Consider the following 20,006-nt stretch of genomic DNA (forward strand, 5'->3'; position numbering starts at 1 on the left):
TCAGATGCAAACTTTTGATGTGGTGATCGCCGGTGGCGGTATGGTGGGGCTGGCGGTGGCCTGCGGCTTGCAGGGCAGCGGACTGCGTATCGCCGTGCTGGAAAAATCGCCGGAGCCACCGCTGGCGCTGAGTGCGTCACCGTCGATTCGCGTGTCGGCGATAAACGCCGCCAGCGAAAGGCTGCTGCAGAAGCTGGATGTCTGGTCGACCATTCTTTCGCTGCGCTGCCGCGCATATCACGGCATGGAAGTGTGGGATAAGGACAGCTTCGGCTCCATCGCTTTTGATGATGAGCAGCAGGGCTTGTCACATCTGGGCCATATCGTCGAAAACCCGGTGATTCACACTGCGCTCTGGCAACGTGCCAGCGCCTGCAGCGACGTGACGATAATGGCACCTTCGCAGTTACAGCAGGTGGCATTTGGTGACAACGAAGCCTTTGTTACGCTGCAGGATGGCAGTATGTTAAGCGCGCGATTACTGATTGCCGCTGACGGTGCTAACTCCTGGCTGCGCAACAAAGCCGATATTCCGCTGACTTTCTGGGATTACGATCACCGTGCGTTAGTGGCTAACGTCCGCACTGAGAAGCCGCACGACGCGGTGGCCCGCCAGGTGTTCCACGGCGACGGTATTCTGGCTTTCCTGCCGATGCAGGATCCGCATCTGAGCTCCATCGTCTGGTCGCTCTCGCCACAGGAAGCGAGCCGTCTGGAAACCATGCCGGAAGCGCTGTTCAATCAGCAGCTCTCAGTGGCGTTTGATATGCGCCTCGGCCTGTGTCAGCTGGAAAGCGAGCGCAAATCGTTCCCGCTGGTAGCGCGCTATGCCCGCAACTTTGCGGCACACCGTCTGGCGCTGGTGGGCGATGCGGCTCACACCATTCATCCGCTGGCGGGGCAGGGCGTAAACCTTGGCTTTATGGATGCCGCCGAGTTGATTGGCGAGATTCGCCGCCTGCATCAGCAGGGCAAAGATATTGGTCAGCACCTCTATCTGCGTCGCTACGAGCGCAGCCGTAAACACAGCGCCGCAATGATGCTGGCTGGCATGCAGGGCTTCCGGGAGATGTTCGCTGGCAATAATCCGGCGAAAAAACTGCTGCGTGACGTCGGTCTGAAACTGGCTGATCGTCTGCCAGGGGTAAAACCTATGATGCTGAAGCAGGCGATGGGCCTGAATGATTTGCCCGCCTGGCTTCGCTAAATTCTCGCCTTTTGATAAGCCAGCGTCTGCTGGCTTTTTTTATGTCTGAATCCCTCTGCACCACCAAAAGGCAATGCTGCACCAGTCCGGGTCTTCGTTTGATTTATTCTAATTTTGCTAGCAATTTCGCATTACTTTTTCTCATTCATCTCTTCGCGGGCAGCGGGATTTTTTTAACATCCTGAACGCCTTGCCGCATAAATTTGCTGTGTATATTTAAAGTCCCTGCATTTATTGCGCGATTAATCACAAAATTGCAGTTTTTTATCCTGTCACAGGCTGTTTCTGGTTAGGCTGTGCATCTGCGTTCGACCCCGGTTTGCTTATGGTTAATCGTCAGATTCGGTGGTAACGTCAGTCGTAAGAGAACGTTTGCGTCGGCACTCAATTCCGGCGCAATTTTGCCCTCACTCGCTTCTGCACAGGATGGTTATGACTCAGCAAACACCTCTGTTTGAACAGCATCAGGCCTGCGGTGCCCGCATGGTGGATTTTCATGGCTGGATGATGCCATTGCACTATGGCTCCCAGATGGATGAACATCATGTGGTGCGCACTGACGCCGGGATGTTTGATGTCTCTCACATGACCATCGTCGACCTGACAGGACCGCGTACCCGCGAATTCCTGCGCTATCTGCTGGCGAATGATGTGGCAAAACTGACGCAGCCAGGCAAAGCGCTTTACACCGGGATGCTGAATGCGTCGGGTGGCGTCATTGACGATTTGATTGTTTACTTTATGAGCGAATCGTTCTTCCGGCTGGTGGTGAACTCCGCAACCCGTGAAAACGATCTCGCGTGGATCACACAACATGCGCAGGGTTATGGCATTACGCTGATGGAACGCGATGACCTGGCGCTGATTGCTGTGCAGGGTCCGCAGGCGCAGCAGAAAGCGCAGACGCTGTTCAGCGAGGAGCAGCGTCAGGCTGTGGCTGGCATGAAGCCGTTTTTTGGTGTGCAGTCAGGTGACCTGTTTATCGCGACCACCGGTTACACCGGCGAAGCAGGATATGAAATTGCGATGCCCGCCGGTGAGGCAGCCGATTTCTGGCAGCGCCTGCTGGCAGCTGGCGTAAAACCTGCCGGACTGGGCGCACGCGACACACTGCGCCTGGAAGCCGGAATGAATCTTTATGGTCAGGAGATGGACGAAGGCGTTTCACCGCTGGCCGCCAACATGAGCTGGACGGTGTGCTGGGAACCTTCTGACCGCGATTTCATTGGCCGGGAAGCGCTGGAACTGCAGCGTGAACGCGGCACAGAAAAGCTGGTGGGGCTGATTCTCACAGAAAAAGGGGTGCTGCGTAACGGCCAGCCGGTGCGTTTCACCGATGACCAGGGGCAGCCACAGGAGGGGATCATCACCAGTGGTTCTTTCTCACCGACGCTGGGTTGCAGCATCGCCCTGGCGCGCGTACCGGCCTCGGTCGGCAGCACCGCCATCGTTGAGATCCGTAACCGCCAGATGCCCGTCCAGGTTACCCGTCCCGTTTTTGTCCGCGCCGGTAAACCGGTCGCTCAGTAAATTTTATTCAGGAGAAATGGCCAATGAGCAATGTGCCGAATACGTTGAAGTACCGCGACAGCCATGAATGGGTGCGCAAAGAAGCCGATGGCAGCTACACCGTGGGTATTACTGAACATGCGCAGGAGTTACTGGGCGACATGGTATTTGTCGATCTGCCGGAAGTGGGCGCGACGTTTGCCGCCGGTGAAGAGTGCGCGGTGGCAGAGTCCGTTAAAGCGGCGTCAGATATCTATGCGCCAATTAGCGGTGAGATTGTGGCGGTCAACGATGCCCTGACTGACTCACCGGAGCAGGTCAACAGCGAGCCTTATGACGGCGGCTGGTTATTTAAAATCAAAGCCAGTGACGCGTCTGAAATCGACACGCTGCTGGATGCGGATGCTTATAAAGCCTCCATCGACGAGTAATCGTCAGGCGGCCTCAGACAGAGGCCGCAGATTTTTGTTTGCTCTCCGGTTCCCCCAGCCCGATTCAGGATTTACTGCTAATGACTCAGACTCTCAGCCAGCTTGAACACAACGGTGCATTCATTGAGCGCCATATCGGTCCTTCACCTGAGCAGCAGGCGCAGATGCTTGACGCGATTGGTGCCCGTTCGCTGGACGCGTTAATCAGCACGATTGTGCCGGCAGATATTCAGCTGCCGGGTCCACCCGCCGTTGGCGAAGCCGCGACTGAACAGCAGGCGCTGGCCGAACTGAAAGCCATTGCCAGTCAGAATCTGCGTTACAAATCCTGGATTGGTATGGGATACAGCGCGGTCATCACTCCGCCGGTTATCCTGCGTAATATGCTGGAAAATCCGGGCTGGTACACTGCCTATACCCCGTATCAGCCTGAAGTCTCGCAGGGCCGCCTGGAAGCACTGCTGAACTTCCAGCAGCTGACGCTGGATCTTACCGGCATGGATATTGCGTCCGCCTCTTTGCTGGATGAAGCCACGGCTGCAGCCGAAGCGATGGCGATGGCAAAACGCGTCAGTAAGCTCAAAAACGCCAATAAATTCTTCATTGCCGACGATATTCATCCTCAGACGCTGGATGTGGTCCGGACTCGTGCAGAGACGTTCGGTTTTGAACTGATCATCGACAGCGCCGACAAGGCCGCGGATCACGACGACCTGTTTGGTGTGCTGCTGCAACAGGTGGGAACGACGGGCAACGCGCACGATTACAGCGCGCTGATTGCCGGGCTGAAAGCACGCAAAGTCGTGGTCAGCGTGGCGGCAGACTTTATGTCGCTGGTGTTACTGGAAGCGCCAGGCAGGCAGGGCGCAGATATTGTCTTTGGTTCCGCTCAGCGCTTCGGCGTGCCGATGGGTTACGGCGGTCCGCACGCTGCCTTCTTCGCCAGCCGCGACGAGCATAAACGCTCTATGCCAGGCCGCATCATCGGTGTGTCACGTGATGCCGCAGGCAACACAGCACTGCGCATGGCGATGCAGACCCGTGAACAACATATCCGTCGTGAAAAGGCTAATTCCAACATCTGTACGTCGCAGGTGCTGCTGGCAAACATTGCGGGTCTCTATGCAGTTTTCCACGGCCCGGCTGGTCTGAAACGTATTGCCTCACGCATTCACCGCTTCACCAGCATCCTGGCAGCCGGACTGCAGCAGGGCGGCCTGAAACTGCGCCATCAGCACTGGTTCGATACGCTGACGGTGGAAGTGGCGGATAAAGCCGCTGTGCTGAACCGCGCTCTGAGCTTTGGCGTTAACCTGCGCAGCGACATCCATAATGCCGTTGGCATCACGCTGGATGAAACCACCTGCCGCGAAGATATTCTGGCGCTGTTTGCTATTCTGCTGGGTGATGAACATGGGCAGGATCTGGAAAAACTCGACAGCGAAGTCGCCAGTGAAAGCCACGCGATTCCTGCGGGCCTGCAGCGTCACAGCGAAATCCTGACCCATCCGGTGTTCAACCGTCATCACAGCGAAACCGAGATGATGCGCTATATGCACAGCCTGGAGAAAAAGGATCTGGCGCTGAATCAGGCGATGATCCCGCTCGGATCCTGCACCATGAAGCTCAACGCTGCCGCTGAGATGATCCCGATCACCTGGCCGGAGTTTGCTGAGCTGCATCCATTCTGCCCGGCTGAACAGGCTACCGGCTATCTGCAGATGATCGGCCAGCTGTCGCAGTGGCTGGTGCAGCTCACCGGCTATGATGCACTCTGCATGCAGCCTAACTCTGGCGCGCAGGGGGAATATGCCGGGCTGCTGGCGATCCGCCGCTATCACGAAAGTCGCGGCGAGGGCGAGCGTCATCTCTGTCTGATCCCGAGTTCGGCACACGGTACGAACCCGGCCTCAGCCCAGATGGCGGGCATGGATGTGGTCGTGGTCGCGTGCGACAAACAGGGCAACATCGACCTTGGCGACCTGCGTGAAAAGGCAGCGCAGGCGGGCGACAAACTTTCCTGCATCATGGTAACTTATCCCTCCACACACGGTGTCTATGAAGAGACCATCCGTGAAGTGTGCCAGATCGTGCATCAGTATGGCGGTCAGGTGTATCTGGATGGCGCGAACATGAATGCGCAGGTCGGCATCACCACGCCAGGCTACATCGGCGCAGATGTCTCGCACCTCAATCTGCACAAAACCTTCTGCATTCCGCACGGCGGCGGCGGTCCGGGTATGGGACCGATTGGCGTGAAAGCGCACCTGGCTCCGTTTGTTCCGGGGCACAGCGTGGTGCAAATCGACGGTGTATTGACGCAGCAGGGCGCGGTCTCCGCAGCGCCGTTTGGCAGCGCCTCTATTCTGCCGATCAGCTGGATGTATATTCGCATGATGGGCGCCGAAGGGCTGAAACAGGCCAGTTCGGTCGCGATTCTGAATGCTAACTATATTGCCAGCCGCCTGCAGTCTGCTTATCCGGTGCTCTATACCGGCCGCGATGGCCGTGTGGCGCACGAATGTATTCTCGACATCCGTCCGCTGAAAGAGCAAACCGGCATCAGTGAGCTGGATATTGCTAAGCGCCTGATCGATTACGGATTCCACGCGCCGACCATGTCCTTCCCGGTGGCGGGTACGCTGATGGTGGAGCCGACCGAGTCAGAGAGTAAAATCGAACTGGATCGCTTTATTGACGCAATGCTGGCGATCCGTATGGAAATTGACCGGGTGGCGGCAGGGGAATGGCCGCTGGACGATAACCCACTGGTTAATGCGCCGCATACCCAGCTGGAAATCGTCAGTGAGTGGTCACATCCTTACAGCCGTGAACTGGCGGTCTTCCCGGCAGGCAGCCATAACAAATACTGGCCGACCGTAAAACGTCTGGATGATGTGTTTGGCGACCGCAATCTGTTCTGCTCCTGCGTGCCGATGAGCGATTATCAGTAATCTCCCTACGGGCAAGCGTTAATCATCAGGGGCCGATTCGTCGGCCCTTTGTTATGGAGAATCAGCATGAAACTGGCACTGGTTACGGGTGGCAGCCGCGGTATCGGGCGGGCCACGTCACTATTACTGGCAGCCCGGGGTTATCGGGTTGCAGTGAACTATCGTCAGCGCGAGGCCGAAGCGCAACAGCTGGTGGCACAGATCCAGCAGCAGGGCGGTGAAGCCTTTGCGGTTCAGGCGGATATCAGTGATGAAGCGCAGATGATGGCGATGTTTGCGCAGCTCGACAAGCACTCTATGCCGCTGGCGTTGCTGGTGAACAACGCCGGGATTCTGTTTCAGCAATGCCGCACCGAACAGCTTGAGGCGGCGCGACTGCAAAAGGTCTTTGCGACCAACGTCATCGGATCCTTTCTCTGCTGTCGTGAGGCGGTTAAGCGGATGGGCACGCATCACGGCGGTCAGGGCGGCGCGATTGTAAACGTCTCGTCGGCCGCATCGCGTACCGGTGCGCCTGGCGAATATGTAGATTACGCCGCCTCAAAAGGGGCGATGGATACGCTGACCAAAGGATTGTCGCTGGAAGTGGCGCAGCAGGGGATTCGGGTCAATGGCGTACGTCCGGGATTTATCTATACAGAGATGCATGCCGATGGTGGAGAGCCGGGCAGGGTAGACAGACTTGCCAGCGCGATTCCGATGGGGCGCGGCGGTGAGGCAGAAGAGGTAGCGGAAGCGATTGTCTGGCTGGCCAGCGATGCGGCCTCATACGTCACCGGCAGCATCATTGACGCTGCCGGTGGTCGTTAACTCACTTCGTAGCTTATGCGGCTTCAGGAATCAGAGGTTTTCGCCGTTGCTGGCGATAACCTGCTGATACCAGCTGAAGCTTTTCTTCTTCGCACGAGAAAAGTCGCCGCTGCCATCATCGTTTTTATTCACATGAATAAAGCCGTAGCGCTTATCGTACTGGCCGGTGGTAAAAGAGACACAATCCAGGCAACCCCATGGTGTGTAGCCCATTAAATCCACACCATCATACGCTACGGCTTTCTTCATCTCTTCGATGTGCGCACGCAGGTAGTCGATGCGGTAATCATCTTCAATCAGGCCGTCAGCGCCGGGCTTATCGATCGCACCAAAGCCGTTTTCGACAATAAACAGCGGCTTCTGGTAACGCTCATACATCTCGTTCATGGCATAACGCAGGCCGACCGGATCGATCTGCCAGCCCCAGTCTGACGCTTTCACATGCGGGTTTTTCACCACACCTTCAAAGCCGGTGATGGGATCGTCAACGCCGCTGGCATCGCTCTTCACGGCGTTGCTCATGTAGTAGCTGAAACCGACATAGTCTGCACAGCCCTGGCGCAGCGTCTCAGCATCGTCCGCTTCCATCTGAATGTCATAACCTTTACGTGCCCACTCCCTGAGCGTGTAGGCCGGATAGTAGCCACGCATCTGCACGTCACTGAACACATAGCGCTGATGCATCGACTCCTGCGCCAGCACCACATCGTCCGGGTGGCAGGAGAACGGGTAGACAGGGACCATGGCGATCATGCAGCCAATCTGGAAGTCAGGATTGATGTCGTGACCGAGCTTCACCACTTTAGCGCTGGCAACAAACTGGTGGTGCATGACCTGATACATTGCCTGTTCAGGTTTCTCATGCTCGGTAAAGATCACACCTGAACAGCAGTAACCAAACAGCGGATACTGCCAGTTGCGCTGGTTGTTGATCTCGTTAAAGGTCATCCAGTATTTCACTTTGTTCTTATAGCGGTTCAGCACCACTTCGCTGAAGCGCACAAAGAAGTCGACCACTTTGCGGTTGTGCCAGCCGCCATACTCTTTGACCAGGTGATAAGGCATTTCGAAGTGCGAAAGCGTGATGACCGGTTCAATGCCATACTTCAGCAGTTCATCAAACAGATCGTCATAGAATTGCAGGCCCGCTTCATTAGGCTGCTGCTCATCTCCATTGGGGAAGATGCGGGTCCAGGCAATGGAGGTGCGGAAGCATTTAAAGCCCATCTCGGCAAACAGCGCGATATCCTGTTTATAATGAGAATAAAACTCCACGCCTTTGTGGTTCGGATAGAAATGACCAGGCTGTACGCCGTCGGTGATCACGCGGTCAACGCCGTGTGAACCGCCGGTCAGCACGTCAGCAATGCTGACGCCTTTGCCGCCCTGATCCCAGCCACCTTCAACCTGATGCGCCGCGACCGCACCGCCCCAAAGAAAGCCTTTTGGTAACTGCAATTCTGCACTCATGCTTTACTCCATTACGGATATTGAAATTGAGCTGAGTGTAGCAAGGCAATATTGAAAGTCACGATATAACAGCGCGCCTGGAATTACGTTTGTTACATCCAAAAAACAGGCTGTTTTATTTCCCCAGCTGGCGGCCTATTGCTTCAATAATATAGGTCACCGGCACCTGAGTGGTAATGTCAGAATTGTCGGCCATGCGAATAATCGGCACGTGATAGCAGAGGTTAAAATCACCAATCTTCGCCAGAGAGCAGCTTTCTGTATTCGTTATCGCAATGATTTTGCACTTCTTCAGGCTGAACTGACTGGCAATGCGCAGGATCTCTTCCGTTTCGCCGGAGACCGATAAAATAATGGCGACGGCATTTTCATACAGGTCAGTGCTGACCGGATAGTAGGGGTCGTCAATGGCGTGACTGAATTTACCGAGGTTAGAGAAAAACCGCGCGCCATATTTTGCCAGACTGCCGGAGGTGCCGACGCCAATAAAGAAAACCCGATCCGCCTGATTAATTTTCTGCGCAGCCTGCGTGATGAGCTGTTCAAACTCCGGGTTATTAATACTCTTGAAAAAACTCAGCATTTCACTGACGCCCGCCGTGTTGAGCAGCGGTGCACGCTGTTGTTCGCTTAAGCGCAGGCGGATGCGGAACTCTGACCAGCCTTCACAATCCATCTTGCGGCAGAAGCGCAGCACGGTGGTGGTGGAGACGGCAGCCTGCTCAGCCAGCTCGCGAATCGTCATATAGCTGACGCCCTCGCGGTGCTTAATGATGAATTGATAGACCTGCATTTCCAGATCGTTAAGGCGGGCGAGATCGCGATGCGAAAACATGAATGACTCATTAAACAGTTGACCGATGGTCAGTTTACCAGATTCAGTACGTGGTTTAAGGGATAGTGAATTTCTGTGAGCATTTTTAGCGTACACGTGTACACTGAAAAAATTATTGGGTAGGCTGGGTAACAGTGACTACTGCTATGGCGCTGTTCAGGAAACTAATATGACCACCACACTCTCTCAAAAACATCGACCCTCTGCGGGCTATTCCATTACCGAGGAGATTGCCAACAGTATCAGTCACGGTCTTGGCTGCCTGTCTGGCATCGTCGGGCTGGTGCTGATGCTCCATCAGGCCACTGAGAGGCAGGCTGACACCATCACCTTTATCAGCTACAGCCTCTATGGCGGCAGCATGATTTTGCTGTTTCTGGCCTCAACGCTCTATCACGCAATCCCGGATGGGCCCGCCAGACCCTGGCTGAAAAAGCTCGATCACTGTGCCATCTATCTGCTGATTGCGGGGACCTATACGCCATTTCTGCTGGTCGGATTGAGGACGCCGCTGGCGTATGGCTTAATGGGGGTGATCTGGGGGCTGGCGCTGGCGGGTATTGTGTTCAAGCTCACGATTGCACATCGCTTTAAAGCGCTGTCGCTGGTGACCTATCTCTGCATGGGGTGGCTGTCGCTGATTGTGGTTTATCAGCTGGCGATGATCCTGCCGCCGGGCTGCATCTGGCTGCTGGCCGCAGGCGGAATTATCTATTCGCTTGGGGTGATTTTCTATGTGGCACGCCGCATTCCCTTTAACCACGCCATCTGGCATTTGTTTGTGCTGGGCGGCAGTCTCTGCCACTTCTGCGCCATCTATTTTTATGTGCGCTGAGTAGTTTGCGGCATGGCCCTTCCGTTAATGAAAGGGCCATGCGGTTACATCACTCTTCAGCCAGCGAGTAGGGCAGCGGCTGAATGGTCAGATGCCCGCCTTCGTCACCTTCAACCCGCAGCACGCTGTCCGGCTCCAGATCGTTATTCAGCACTACCTGAATCCAGCTGATTCCATCATCTAACTGCACCGCAGCCAGCACGCTGCCGGTACGACGCCAGCGCTCACCCATCTGTAACTCCAGTGGAGCATTGGCTTCGGGCAGATGACTTGCCTGACCCGCCAGCCAGTAGAGCGCGCGTTTATTGGCACCGCGATATTTCGCTCTGGCGACCATCTCCTGACCGGCATAGCAGCCCTTTTTGAAGCTGATAGCATCCAGTGCCTGCAGGTTGGTGGCCTGAGGAATAAACTGCACACTGGTGGCCGGATCGATTACCGGAATGCCCGCTTCAATGTCCAGCGCCAGCCACTGCTGACTGTCATTAAACTGAGCATCGTCATTAAGCTTCTGTTTCAGCGCTTCTGCCTGTGACAGCGAGGTAACAATCAGAAAACGTTCGGCGGGTTGGGCAAACCACAGCAGCGTGGTTTCTCCCTGCTGCACCACTGGTTTTTCGCTGTCGGGCAGGTTATCAAACAGATTTGCCAGCGCGGCGCGGGCCTGAAAACCGGCCAGGCCCAGCAACACGCACTCATCGTCAGCTGCCATCGTCACTTTCGAAAACACCGCGTATTTTTTTAACTCAGTCAGCTGGGTGTCGCGCAGTTCACGGCGGATCAGATAGGCATAGCCTTCGCCGCGATGGAACAGGCGCATATTACTCCACATTTTGCCTTTGGCATCGCAGTGTGCGGCGGGCGAATGGTGGTCTGCATCCAGCGCCGCGACATCCAGCGTTAGCTGACCCTGCAGGTAAGCGGTACTGTCAGCACCGGTAATGGAAACCAGCGCCCAGCTATCCAGTGACATCAGGGTTAATGGCAGGCGAGACGACGCGGCAGGCTGGCGCGGCGGTAAAGTAAAAGTGGGCATGGAGATATCCTGTATTAGAAGGTTCATCCGGAACATTGTCTTCAATGTTAAAAGAGCCGACTGGCAATGCAACCTGTTTACGGAAAACGGCGCACAAAAGGCGTGATAACCCTGAAAAGCTACAATCTGAAATGTGGCAGGTTGCACAGCCTGCGACGCTGCGCCTGCGAGCTGCATTAAACCAGGTTACACTAGCGGCCACGTTGTGAATTGTGGAAATTGATGCATGGATATTAATGATAAATCACGTATTCAGTGGGCTTGCCGTCGCGGCATGCTGGAACTGGATGTGGCTATTATGCCGTTCTTCAAATTTGAGTATGACACGCTTAATGACACTGATAAGCAGGTCTTTGTTAACCTGCTGAAGAGTGACGATCCCGACCTGTTTAACTGGCTGATGAATCACGGTGAGCCAAAAGATCCAGAGCTTAAGCGGATGGTGAATTTGATCCAGCAGCGTAACCATGATCGCGGCCCCGTGGCAATGTAAGCTGCAGCCCTCCCGCCTGGCGTGCGGATGTCTGTGCGCCTGGCTGGTGGCAGCCGTGACTGGCGTCGTGTTGATGCCGCTGCCGGTGGGTGGCTGGCTGATTAAAGTGCCGGTTATTCTGTTGTTGCTGGCTGAAGGCTGGTGCAGCTTCCGGCGATTGCGTCAGCGGCACGGTGAGTTACAGCGGGAAGGCGGTCATTGCTGGATCTGGCAGGGAAAACGCTGGCGACCGACCCAGCCGCTGCGCTGGTTACCGATTGGCGTCTTGCTGGTGGCCAGGAGTGAAAAGGGCGCTACGCTGAGATGGTGGCTGATGCGGGACAATATGCAGCCCGGCGAATGGCGTGCATTACGCGCCTGCTGTTTCAGCAAAGCGCGACATTAATGGCAACAGGTCAGACTATTATCTGCCGGCATCTGCAGGCGCCCGGGTTCTACAGCGGCAATCCAGAGCACGGAATCGTTCAGAGCAGTGCAGCGGTTTCGGTTAATACCTGCTCGCACCACTGTTCAACGCGCTCATCGGTGACCTCGAACTGATTCACATCATCCAGCGCCAGACCCACAAATTGCGAGCCATCGGCACTCAGCGGTTTAGGACTGGTGAACTCATAGCCCTCAAGCGGCCAGTAGCCGACAAACCGCACGCCCATGGGCTGCAGCAAATCGTGGAGCATGCCGAGCGCATCTAAAAACCACTCGCCATAGCCAATCTGATCGCCCATGCCATACAGCGCAACAATCTTGTTTTGCAGATTCAGCGCGGGCAGTTGCGTCCAGATCGCCTCCCAGTCCTCCTGCAACTCACCGAAATCCCAGGTCGGGATGCCCATGATCAGCAAATCGTACTGTTCCATCAGGCGTGGGTCGTCATCTTTCACGTTATGCAGCGTCACTAACTCTTCGCCAATAAAATCGCGAATTTTCTCCGCTACAATTTCGGTGTAACAGGTACTTGAACCGTAAAAAAGACCGATTTTCATGCAGATAACACTCTGTAAATACTGACTTTGGCGCAATTGTACCAGAAGCGCTGCTGAATCAGGCATAATGAGCATGATTTTACACCAGACGGCGGAGACAACGTGCAGGACAGCGATCTGACAGAACAGTTTCTTGATGCGCTCTGGATTGAACGCAATCTGGCGCAGAATACTCTCTCCTCTTATCGTCAGGATCTTCAGACGCTGACCGGCTGGCTGGCGCATCATCAGCTGACGCTGCTCAGCGTGACGCCACTGGATCTGCAGCAGTTCCTGGCCGAAAGGCTGGAGGGCGGTTACAAAGCGACAAGCTCAGCGCGGTTGCTCAGCGCCATGCGTCGCCTGTTCCAGTATCTTTATCGCGAAAAGCTGCGACCGGACGATCCGAGCGCACTGCTGTCCGCGCCAAAACTGCCGCAGCGTTTGCCGAAAGATCTCAGTGAAGCGCAGGTCGAACGACTGTTGCAGGCGCCGAATATCGATATTCCGCTGGAGCTACGCGACAAAGCAATGCTGGAGCTGCTCTACGCCACCGGCCTGCGTGTCTCCGAACTGATTGGCCTGACGCTCAGCGACATCAGCCTGCGGCAGGGCGTTGTCCGGGTTATCGGTAAAGGCGATAAAGAGCGGCTGGTGCCTTTAGGTGAAGAAGCGGTTTACTGGCTGGAGCAATATATGGAACATGGTCGTCCGTGGCTGCTCAATGGGCAGACGCTGGACGTGATGTTTCCCAGCAATCGGGCGCAGCAGATGACGCGCCAGACCTTCTGGCATCGCATCAAGCATTACGCCACGCTGGCGGGGATCGACAGCGAAAAGTTATCGCCGCATGTAATGCGTCATGCCTTTGCGACCCATCTGCTGAACCACGGTGCAGATCTGCGTGTCGTACAGATGCTGCTGGGACATAGCGATCTCTCCACCACCCAAATTTATACGCACGTCGCCACTGAGCGCCTGCGTCAGTTGCATCAACAACACCATCCGCGAGCCTGATTCGCGGCCATAAGGATAAAAATGAACAAGCATTTTGCCATGCTGGCCCTGTTAGCCAGCGCCTTTTCCGGTCTCGCACAGGCCGATGACAGCGCCATTCAGCAATCCCTTAAAAAGCTCGGTCTGAACCAGACGGAGATCAGTCCATCCCCGCTGCCTGGCTTTAAAACCGTGCTGTCGGAAAGCGGCGTGCTCTATGTTACCGATGACGGCAAACATATGATCCAGGGCCCGCTCTATGACGTCAGCGGCAAACAGCCGGTCAACGTCACCAACCAGCTGCTGGACAAAAAAGTCGAGGCGCTGGTGCCGGAGATGATCGTCTACAAAGCCCCGAAAGAGCAGCATGTGATCACCGTCTTCACCGACATCACCTGTGGTTACTGCCACAAGCTGCACGAGCAGATGGCGGACTACAATGCGCTGGGCATTACCGTGCGCTACCTGGCGTTTCCGCGAGAGGGACTGAATGGTCAGATCGAACCGGCAATGAAGGCGATCTGGTGCAGCGCTGACCGCAATAAAGCGTTTGATGAGGCGATGAAAGGCAATGCGCCGAAGATGGCCGCACCAGACAGCTGCAAAATCGATATTTCTCAGCATTACAAACTGGGCGTGCTGTTTGGCATTCAGGGCACCCCTGCGATGCTGACTGACACCGGCATGATGATCCCGGGTTATCAGTCGCCGCAGGAGCTGAAGCAGGTGCTGGACAATCAGAAGCGTGGTGGTTAATCGGTGGTAAAACAGGAAGTGGAACTGCGTCGCCGTGAGGTGACGGTTGACGATGCGCTACCGGCCACGCTGCCGCCGTTGCTGAAGCGGCTCTATCTGCAACGCGGCGTGCGTGACGCCGCAGAGCTGGAGCGCGGTGCGAAAAACCTGCTGCCGTACCAGTCTTTAAGCGGAATTGAGAGTGCAGTGGAACTGCTGCATCAGGCGCTGCTGGATGGGCGTCGCATTATGGTGGTGGGCGACTTTGATGCCGATGGCGCGACCAGTACCGCGCTGACGGTCATGGCGCTGCGCAGCATGGGCGGCGGCAACGTGCAGTATCTGGTCCCTAACCGCTTTGAAGATGGTTATGGCCTTAGCCCGGAAGTGGTTGAGCAGGCGCGTGCGCGCGGCGCGGCGATGATCCTGACCGTCGATAACGGCATCTCCTCTCACGCTGGCGTTGATTTTGCCCATCAGCACGGGATTCCGGTGCTGATTACCGACCACCATCTGCCCGGTGAGACCTTACCCGCCGCTGAGGCGATCGTGAATCCCAATCTGCCGGACTGCAACTTTCCCTCGCGCGCGCTGGCGGGCGTGGGCGTCGCGTTCTATCTGATGCTGGCGCTGCGCGCCCATCTGCGAACCCAGGGCTGGTTTGGCACCACCCGCACGGAACCGAATCTGGCGGAGATGCTGGATCTGGTCGCGCTAGGCACGGTAGCCGATGTGGTGCCACTCGACGTCAATAACCGCATTCTGGTGTGGCAGGGGCTCAGCCGCATCCGTGCCGGAAAATGCCGGCCCGGCATCCGCGCGCTGCTGGAGATTGCTAATCGCGATGCCCGTCAGCTGGCGGCCAGCGATCTCGGCTTTGCGCTGGGACCACGACTCAACGCCGCAGGCCGGCTCGACGATATGTCGGTGGGCGTTGCGCTGTTAATGACCGACGATCTCAGCCAGGCGCGGATGCTGGCCAGCGAACTGGACGCGCTGAATCAGACGCGTAAAGAGATCGAGCAGGGCATGCAGAGCGAAGCGCTGGCGCTGTGTCAGGCGCTGGAGCGCGAGCAGCGCGATCTGCCGCTGGGGCTGGCCTTCTATCATCCCGAATGGCATCAGGGCGTGGTGGGGATTCTGGCGTCACGTCTTAAAGAGCGCTTCCATCGTCCCGTGATTGCCTTTGCGCCAGCAGGCGACGGCACGCTGAAGGGGTCGGGCCGCTCGATTGCCGGACTGCATCTGCGCGATGCGCTGGAGCGTCTGGATACCCTGAATCCTGGTATGATGCTAAAGTTTGGCGGTCACGCCATGGCAGCCGGCTTATCGCTGGAGACCGCACGCTACGAGGAGTTTCGTCAGCGCTTTGCCGATCTGGTCGGTGAGTGGCTGGATGGCGAATCGCTGCAGGGCATCATCTGGTCAGATGGCGCCCTGCAGCCGCAGGAGTTTTCCCTGCAGACCGCCGAGATGTTGCGCGAAGCCGGGCCCTGGGGCCAGGCGTTCCCGGAACCCGCTTTTGACGGCAAATTTAAGCTGCTGCAACAGCGGCTGGTGGGCGAGCGACATCTTAAAGTCATGGTCGAGCCGCTGGACGGCGGTCCGCTGATCGACGGTATCGCCTTTAATGTCGATACCACGCTGTGGCCCGACAGCAGCATTCGTCAGGTTGAGCTGGCCTATAAGCTGGATATCAATGAGTATCGTGGTAACCGCTCGGTGCAGCTGATCATCGACCATATCTGGCCGCTGAACTGAGTTAAACAGGGTGCGCGCGTCTCCGGTTACGGCAGATGCGCGACCGCCCGATTGTTTTCTGCGTTATTCTGCTGCGCGTGAGGATGTCACCGCGATCCGATAAGCAAATGCGACACGTCACGCAACCCCGGCATCAGCCTGCTGTCTCAGCGCTACAATCTGCCGCCAGTTTCGGGTAAACTTGTGCGTTAATTTTCCTGTCCCATCGAACATAAGAAAGACGCCAAAGCCATGTTTGAAATTAACCCGGTCAAAAACCGTATTCAGGACCTCAGTGAGCGCAGCGACGTTCTTCGGGGGTATCTTTGACTACGATGCCAAGAAAGAACGCCTCGAAGAAGTAAACGCCGAGCTGGAACAGCCCTATGTCTGGAACGAACCTGAGCGCGCTCAGGCGCTGGGCAAAGAGCGCTCCTCGCTGGAAGCGATCGTGCAGACGCTGGATCAGATGTCGCAGGGCCTGGAAGATGTGCAGGGTCTGCTTGAACTGGCTGTAGAAGCGGAAGACGAAGAGACTTTCGACGAAGCGGTTGCCGAGCTGGACGTCCTTGAGGGCAAGCTGGGCGAACTGGAATTCCGCCGCATGTTCTCTGGCGAGTATGACAGCGCCGACTGCTATATCGATCTGCAGGCGGGTTCCGGCGGCACCGAAGCGCAGGACTGGGCCAGCATGCTGATGCGTATGTATCTGCGTTGGGCCGAAGCGAAAGGCTTCAAAACTGAAATTATTGAAGAGTCTGAAGGTGAAGTTGCAGGCATCAAGTCTGTCACTATTCGCGTGTCAGGCGACTACGCTTTTGGCTGGTTACGCACCGAAACCGGCGTGCATCGCCTGGTGCGTAAGAGCCCGTTTGACTCAGGCGGCCGTCGTCACACCTCATTCAGCTCTGCCTTTATCTACCCGGAAGTGGATGACGATATTGATATCGACATCAACCCAGCCGATCTGCGCATTGACGTTTATCGTGCGTCGGGTGCGGGCGGCCAGCACGTTAACCGGACGGAATCTGCGGTACGTATTACCCATATTCCAACCGGTACTGTCACCCAGTGTCAGAATGACCGTTCTCAGCATAAGAACAAAGATCAGGCGATGAAGCAGATGAAAGCGAAGCTGTACGAGCTTGAGATGCAGAAGAAAAATGCTGAGAAACAGGCGCTGGAGGACAACAAGTCCGACATTGGCTGGGGAAGTCAGATCCGTTCTTACGTTCTCGATGATGCACGCATCAAAGATCTGCGCACCGGCGTAGAGACGCGTAACACCCAGGCGGTGCTGGACGGCGATCTGGATCGATTCATTGAAGCAAGTTTAAAAGCAGGGTTATAGACATGTCTGAACAACAACCGCAGAGCGCTGATGCCGCCGTTGAGTTAAATAACGAACTGAAAACGCGCCGCGAAAAGCTGAGTGCGCTGCGTGCCAACGGTCTGGCGTTTCCCAACGACTTCCGTCGTGACAGCCTTTCAAACCAGTTGCTGGAAAGCTATGGCGAGAAGAGCAATGAAGAGCTGGAAGCGCTGGATATTGAGGTCAGCGTCGCCGGACGCATGATGACCCGCCGTATCATGGGTAAAGCCTCTTTCGTTACTCTGCAGGATGTGGGCGGCCGGATTCAGCTTTACGTCTCTCGTGACGATCTGGCTGAAGGCATCTACAACGAGCAGTTCAAGAAATGGGACCTCGGCGATATCCTGGGTGCGCGTGGCAAACTGTTCAGAACCAAGACCGGCGAACTGTCGATTCACTGTTCAGAACTGCGCCTGCTGACCAAAGCCCTGCGCCCGCTGCCGGACAAATTCCACGGCCTGGCCGATCAGGAAACCCGTTACCGTCAGCGTTACCTTGATCTGATCGCCAACGAAGAGTCACGCAACACCTTCAAAATTCGTTCGCAGATCATGGCCGGCATTCGCCAGTTCATGGTAGGCCGCGACTTTATGGAAGTGGAAACCCCGATGATGCAGGTGATCCCGGGCGGCGCCTCTGCGCGTCCGTTCATCACCCATCACAATGCGCTGGATATCGATATGTATCTGCGTATTGCACCAGAGCTTTACCTGAAGCGTCTGGTAGTGGGTGGCTTCGACCGCGTGTTCGAGATCAACCGTAACTTCCGTAACGAAGGTATTTCGCCACGTCATAACCCAGAGTTCACCATGATGGAACTCTATATGGCCTATGCGGATTATAAAGATCTGATCGAACTGACCGAAAGCCTGTTCCGTACTCTGGCGCAGGATGTGTTGGGCAGCACGGTCGTGCCTTACGGCGAGCAGGAGTTTGATTTCGGCAAGCCGTTTGAAAAACTGACCATGCGTGAAGCGATCAAGAAATACCGTCCGGAAACGGATCTGGCCGATCTGGAAGACTTTGATAAAGCGGTGGCGATTGCACAATCCCTGCATATCAAAGTGGAGAAGAGCTGGGGTCTGGGCCGCGTCGTGACCGAGATCTTCGAAGAGACGGCTGAAGCGCATCTGATTCAGCCAACCTTCATCACTGAATATCCGGCTGAAGTCTCGCCACTCGCCCGTCGTAACGACGAGAACCCGGAAATCACCGATCGCTTTGAGTTCTTCATTGGCGGTCGTGAAATCGGTAACGGCTTCTCCGAGCTTAATGATGCGGAAGATCAGGCTGAGCGTTTCCTGCAGCAGGTGAATGCCAAAGATGCCGGTGACGACGAAGCGATGTTCTACGACGAAGACTATGTTACCGCGCTGGAACATGGCCTGCCGCCAACCGCCGGTCTGGGTATCGGGATTGACCGTATGGTGATGCTGTTTACTAACAGCCACACTATCCGCGATGTGATTCTGTTCCCTGCACTGCGTCCAGGCAGCAAGTAAGTCTGACTGTTCTCAGAAAAGGCCGGGCATACCGGCCTTTTTTATGTCTGCTGAAAGAGTATGGCCTGGTTCGCTATGAGATCGAGCCTGCTCAGGGAAGACGGTCAGATCGGAAAGACGCAAAAGCCGTCATCCATGACCGCTCGGCCCACGCCATCCCTGGCGCGGGACGCTTTCCTTTTCTGACCGTATTCCCTGCGCGCTTACTTTATACGTTGCTGTCAGATGCACTCTGATTCGGCGTTGTCAGCACGAAAAAGCCCGGAAGTTACGGCCTTTTTTACCACTGTCCATTCAGCAAACATCAGGACTTAATCGCCTGATTCAACCAGCTCTGAAAGCGGGAATAGGGCACATAGAGCGCAACGTTCTTATAAAGTGTCTTACCGCTGACATTGTCATTGATGTTATTGCTGTAGCCAATAATCACACCCGCCAGCGTATCATCAGAGGCGTTATAGACCGCACCGCCTGACATCCCTTTCACCACACCCGCATTCGCCGCGACTACAACACAGTCCGGCTTATTCCAGCTGTTCGCCAGCGTGGTATTAATCAGGTTCTGTCCGCTGGAGCTGACCGGCATGGCCGAAATAAAACTGTAACCATAGAGATTCACCTGGTCGCCAATATGGCTGTTGCGGAAGTTGGGTGGCAGATTCATTTCGCTGTTTTTATGGTAGACCACGGCCAGATCGCATTGCGGGTGCCAGGCTTTAACCCGGTAAAGAGAGAACTTCGCCACGTGCGCAGCGGTCAGGCTGTACTCCGGCGTCAGCGGGATGGTAGTACCCAGCGTGCCTAACCCCAGCACGGTAGGAATGCCGGTCACGGTCATATCAACGCGTTTTTCCGCTTCTTTACTGTACTCATAATGCCCCACCGAGCAGCCGGTTAAGCCTAAAACCATTAAGGCTATGAGTCGTTGCATTCTCTCTCCCTGCGTCAGCAGTTGATTACATCACCTGGCAATTCATTAGGGATATATCGGCAACGTTAAGGATTTATTAATTAAATACGCATTAAAAAGCGTAATCGGTTCACGGAGAATGGCAACCTTGCCCGGGTTCGCCAGGGTCTTTAAGGTAGGGTCCGCAGGCAGAGAAAGAAAGTTGCGAC

Annotated in this window: 18 protein-coding genes; 13 read left to right on the forward strand and 5 right to left on the reverse strand. The window is 55.8% G+C overall.

Annotation, left to right across the window (positions count from 1 at the left end):
* The first annotated feature begins 4 nt into the window (after window positions 1-4).
* The 5 genes from ubiI (at window position 5) to IAI47_RS03780 (ending at window position 6,911) form a co-directional block, all read left to right on the forward strand.
* Complete coding sequence (ubiI, locus tag IAI47_RS03760; protein ID WP_003852862.1) at window positions 5-1,207, forward strand: FAD-dependent 2-octaprenylphenol hydroxylase; 1,203 nt, start codon at window positions 5-7, stop codon at window positions 1,205-1,207.
* 432 nt (window positions 1,208-1,639) lie between these two features.
* Window positions 1,640-2,737 carry a glycine cleavage system aminomethyltransferase GcvT gene (gene gcvT / locus IAI47_RS03765; protein WP_008925674.1) on the forward strand — a complete coding sequence of 366 codons (1,098 nt, stop codon included), beginning with the start codon at window positions 1,640-1,642 and terminating at the stop codon, window positions 2,735-2,737.
* 23 nt (window positions 2,738-2,760) lie between these two features.
* Entirely contained in the window at window positions 2,761-3,147 is a 387-nt protein-coding gene (gene gcvH / locus IAI47_RS03770) for a glycine cleavage system protein GcvH (RefSeq protein WP_003852867.1), read from the forward strand.
* Between the two features lie 80 nt (window positions 3,148-3,227).
* A complete protein-coding gene (gene gcvP, locus IAI47_RS03775; protein ID WP_187961171.1) occupies window positions 3,228-6,101 on the forward strand; it encodes an aminomethyl-transferring glycine dehydrogenase in 2,874 nt (957 codons plus the stop codon).
* A gap of 66 nt (window positions 6,102-6,167) precedes the next feature.
* On the forward strand, window positions 6,168-6,911 hold the full coding sequence (locus IAI47_RS03780; RefSeq protein ID WP_008925672.1) for an SDR family oxidoreductase: 744 nt from the start codon (window positions 6,168-6,170) through the stop codon (window positions 6,909-6,911).
* Window positions 6,912-6,941: 30 nt separating this feature from the next.
* Here the strand turns inward: IAI47_RS03780 and IAI47_RS03785 are convergent, their stop codons facing one another.
* The gene (locus IAI47_RS03785) at window positions 6,942-8,381 is read right to left on the reverse strand and encodes a 6-phospho-beta-glucosidase (RefSeq protein ID WP_003852873.1); all 1,440 of its coding nucleotides are present in this window, start codon (window positions 8,379-8,381) and stop codon (window positions 6,942-6,944) included.
* A 115-nt stretch (window positions 8,382-8,496) separates the two neighbouring features.
* A complete protein-coding gene (locus IAI47_RS03790; RefSeq protein ID WP_003852874.1) occupies window positions 8,497-9,216 on the reverse strand; it encodes a MurR/RpiR family transcriptional regulator in 720 nt (239 codons plus the stop codon).
* A 169-nt stretch (window positions 9,217-9,385) separates the two neighbouring features.
* Here IAI47_RS03790 and IAI47_RS03795 point away from each other — a divergent pair, with 169 nt between their 5' ends.
* On the forward strand, window positions 9,386-10,051 hold the full coding sequence (locus IAI47_RS03795) for a hemolysin III family protein (protein ID WP_008925671.1): 666 nt from the start codon (window positions 9,386-9,388) through the stop codon (window positions 10,049-10,051).
* Between the two features lie 49 nt (window positions 10,052-10,100).
* Here the strand turns inward: IAI47_RS03795 and ygfZ are convergent, their stop codons facing one another.
* The gene (gene ygfZ, locus IAI47_RS03800) at window positions 10,101-11,087 is read right to left on the reverse strand and encodes a tRNA-modifying protein YgfZ (RefSeq protein WP_008925670.1); all 987 of its coding nucleotides are present in this window, start codon (window positions 11,085-11,087) and stop codon (window positions 10,101-10,103) included.
* A gap of 226 nt (window positions 11,088-11,313) precedes the next feature.
* Between ygfZ and sdhE the strand changes: the two genes are divergently transcribed.
* Window positions 11,314-11,580, forward strand: coding sequence for an FAD assembly factor SdhE (gene sdhE, locus IAI47_RS03805; protein ID WP_003852881.1), 267 nt, complete (start codon window positions 11,314-11,316; stop codon window positions 11,578-11,580).
* Entirely contained in the window at window positions 11,555-11,965 is a 411-nt protein-coding gene (locus IAI47_RS03810) for a protein YgfX (RefSeq protein WP_008925669.1), read from the forward strand. The genes sdhE and IAI47_RS03810 overlap by 26 nt, the downstream gene beginning before the upstream one ends.
* A 79-nt stretch (window positions 11,966-12,044) precedes the next feature.
* On the opposite strand, the gene fldB is transcribed toward IAI47_RS03810, so the two are convergent.
* Window positions 12,045-12,563 (reverse strand): flavodoxin FldB, encoded by a 519-nt coding sequence (gene fldB, locus IAI47_RS03815; protein ID WP_003852885.1) that lies wholly within the window; start codon window positions 12,561-12,563, stop codon window positions 12,045-12,047.
* Window positions 12,564-12,665: 102 nt separating this feature from the next.
* On the opposite strand from fldB, the gene xerD reads away from it, so the two are divergent.
* From xerD to lysS, 5 genes are all read left to right on the forward strand, one after another.
* Window positions 12,666-13,559 (forward strand): site-specific tyrosine recombinase XerD, encoded by an 894-nt coding sequence (gene xerD / locus IAI47_RS03820; RefSeq protein ID WP_003852887.1) that lies wholly within the window; start codon window positions 12,666-12,668, stop codon window positions 13,557-13,559.
* Between the two features lie 21 nt (window positions 13,560-13,580).
* Window positions 13,581-14,294 carry a bifunctional protein-disulfide isomerase/oxidoreductase DsbC gene (gene dsbC / locus IAI47_RS03825; protein ID WP_003852889.1) on the forward strand — a complete coding sequence of 238 codons (714 nt, stop codon included), beginning with the start codon at window positions 13,581-13,583 and terminating at the stop codon, window positions 14,292-14,294.
* Between the two features lie 3 nt (window positions 14,295-14,297).
* Window positions 14,298-16,034 carry a single-stranded-DNA-specific exonuclease RecJ gene (recJ, locus tag IAI47_RS03830; RefSeq protein ID WP_008925667.1) on the forward strand — a complete coding sequence of 579 codons (1,737 nt, stop codon included), beginning with the start codon at window positions 14,298-14,300 and terminating at the stop codon, window positions 16,032-16,034.
* Between the two features lie 231 nt (window positions 16,035-16,265).
* Window positions 16,266-17,364, forward strand: a protein-coding gene (gene prfB, locus IAI47_RS03835; protein WP_143756065.1) for a peptide chain release factor 2 whose coding sequence is annotated in 2 segments (ribosomal slippage) — window positions 16,266-16,340 and window positions 16,342-17,364 — 1,098 coding nt in all. Because the reading frame shifts where the segments join, the coding sequence is not laid out codon by codon here.
* 2 nt (window positions 17,365-17,366) lie between these two features.
* Window positions 17,367-18,887 (forward strand): lysine--tRNA ligase, encoded by a 1,521-nt coding sequence (gene lysS / locus IAI47_RS03840; RefSeq protein WP_003852896.1) that lies wholly within the window; start codon window positions 17,367-17,369, stop codon window positions 18,885-18,887.
* 304 nt (window positions 18,888-19,191) lie between these two features.
* Here the strand turns inward: lysS and IAI47_RS03845 are convergent, their stop codons facing one another.
* On the reverse strand, window positions 19,192-19,818 hold the full coding sequence (locus tag IAI47_RS03845) for a serine protease (RefSeq protein ID WP_008925665.1): 627 nt from the start codon (window positions 19,816-19,818) through the stop codon (window positions 19,192-19,194).
* Between the last annotated feature and the right edge of the window lie 188 nt (window positions 19,819-20,006).

Origin of the sequence: Pantoea sp. MT58 (genome assembly GCF_014495885.1) — a bacterium.
Classification (GTDB): Bacteria; Pseudomonadota; Gammaproteobacteria; order Enterobacterales; family Enterobacteriaceae; genus Pantoea; species Pantoea eucalypti.

Excerpts from the sequence above, each read along its gene's own strand:
- ubiI (WP_003852862.1), top strand. The coding sequence starts at position 5 with ATGCAAACTTTTGATGTGGTGATCGCCGGTGGCGGTATGGTGGGGCTG.
- gcvT (WP_008925674.1), top strand. The coding sequence starts at position 1,640 with ATGACTCAGCAAACACCTCTGTTTGAACAGCATCAGGCCTGCGGTGCC.
- gcvH (WP_003852867.1), top strand. The coding sequence starts at position 2,761 with ATGAGCAATGTGCCGAATACGTTGAAGTACCGCGACAGCCATGAATGG.
- gcvP (WP_187961171.1), top strand. The coding sequence starts at position 3,228 with ATGACTCAGACTCTCAGCCAGCTTGAACACAACGGTGCATTCATTGAG.
- IAI47_RS03780 (WP_008925672.1), top strand. The coding sequence starts at position 6,168 with ATGAAACTGGCACTGGTTACGGGTGGCAGCCGCGGTATCGGGCGGGCC.
- IAI47_RS03785 (WP_003852873.1), bottom strand. The coding sequence starts at position 8,381 with ATGAGTGCAGAATTGCAGTTACCAAAAGGCTTTCTTTGGGGCGGTGCG.
- IAI47_RS03790 (WP_003852874.1), bottom strand. The coding sequence starts at position 9,216 with ATGTTTTCGCATCGCGATCTCGCCCGCCTTAACGATCTGGAAATGCAG.
- IAI47_RS03795 (WP_008925671.1), top strand. The coding sequence starts at position 9,386 with ATGACCACCACACTCTCTCAAAAACATCGACCCTCTGCGGGCTATTCC.
- ygfZ (WP_008925670.1), bottom strand. The coding sequence starts at position 11,087 with ATGCCCACTTTTACTTTACCGCCGCGCCAGCCTGCCGCGTCGTCTCGC.
- sdhE (WP_003852881.1), top strand. The coding sequence starts at position 11,314 with ATGGATATTAATGATAAATCACGTATTCAGTGGGCTTGCCGTCGCGGC.
- IAI47_RS03810 (WP_008925669.1), top strand. The coding sequence starts at position 11,555 with ATGATCGCGGCCCCGTGGCAATGTAAGCTGCAGCCCTCCCGCCTGGCG.
- fldB (WP_003852885.1), bottom strand. The coding sequence starts at position 12,563 with ATGAAAATCGGTCTTTTTTACGGTTCAAGTACCTGTTACACCGAAATT.
- dsbC (WP_003852889.1), top strand. The coding sequence starts at position 13,581 with ATGAACAAGCATTTTGCCATGCTGGCCCTGTTAGCCAGCGCCTTTTCC.
- lysS (WP_003852896.1), top strand. The coding sequence starts at position 17,367 with ATGTCTGAACAACAACCGCAGAGCGCTGATGCCGCCGTTGAGTTAAAT.
- IAI47_RS03845 (WP_008925665.1), bottom strand. The coding sequence starts at position 19,818 with ATGCAACGACTCATAGCCTTAATGGTTTTAGGCTTAACCGGCTGCTCG.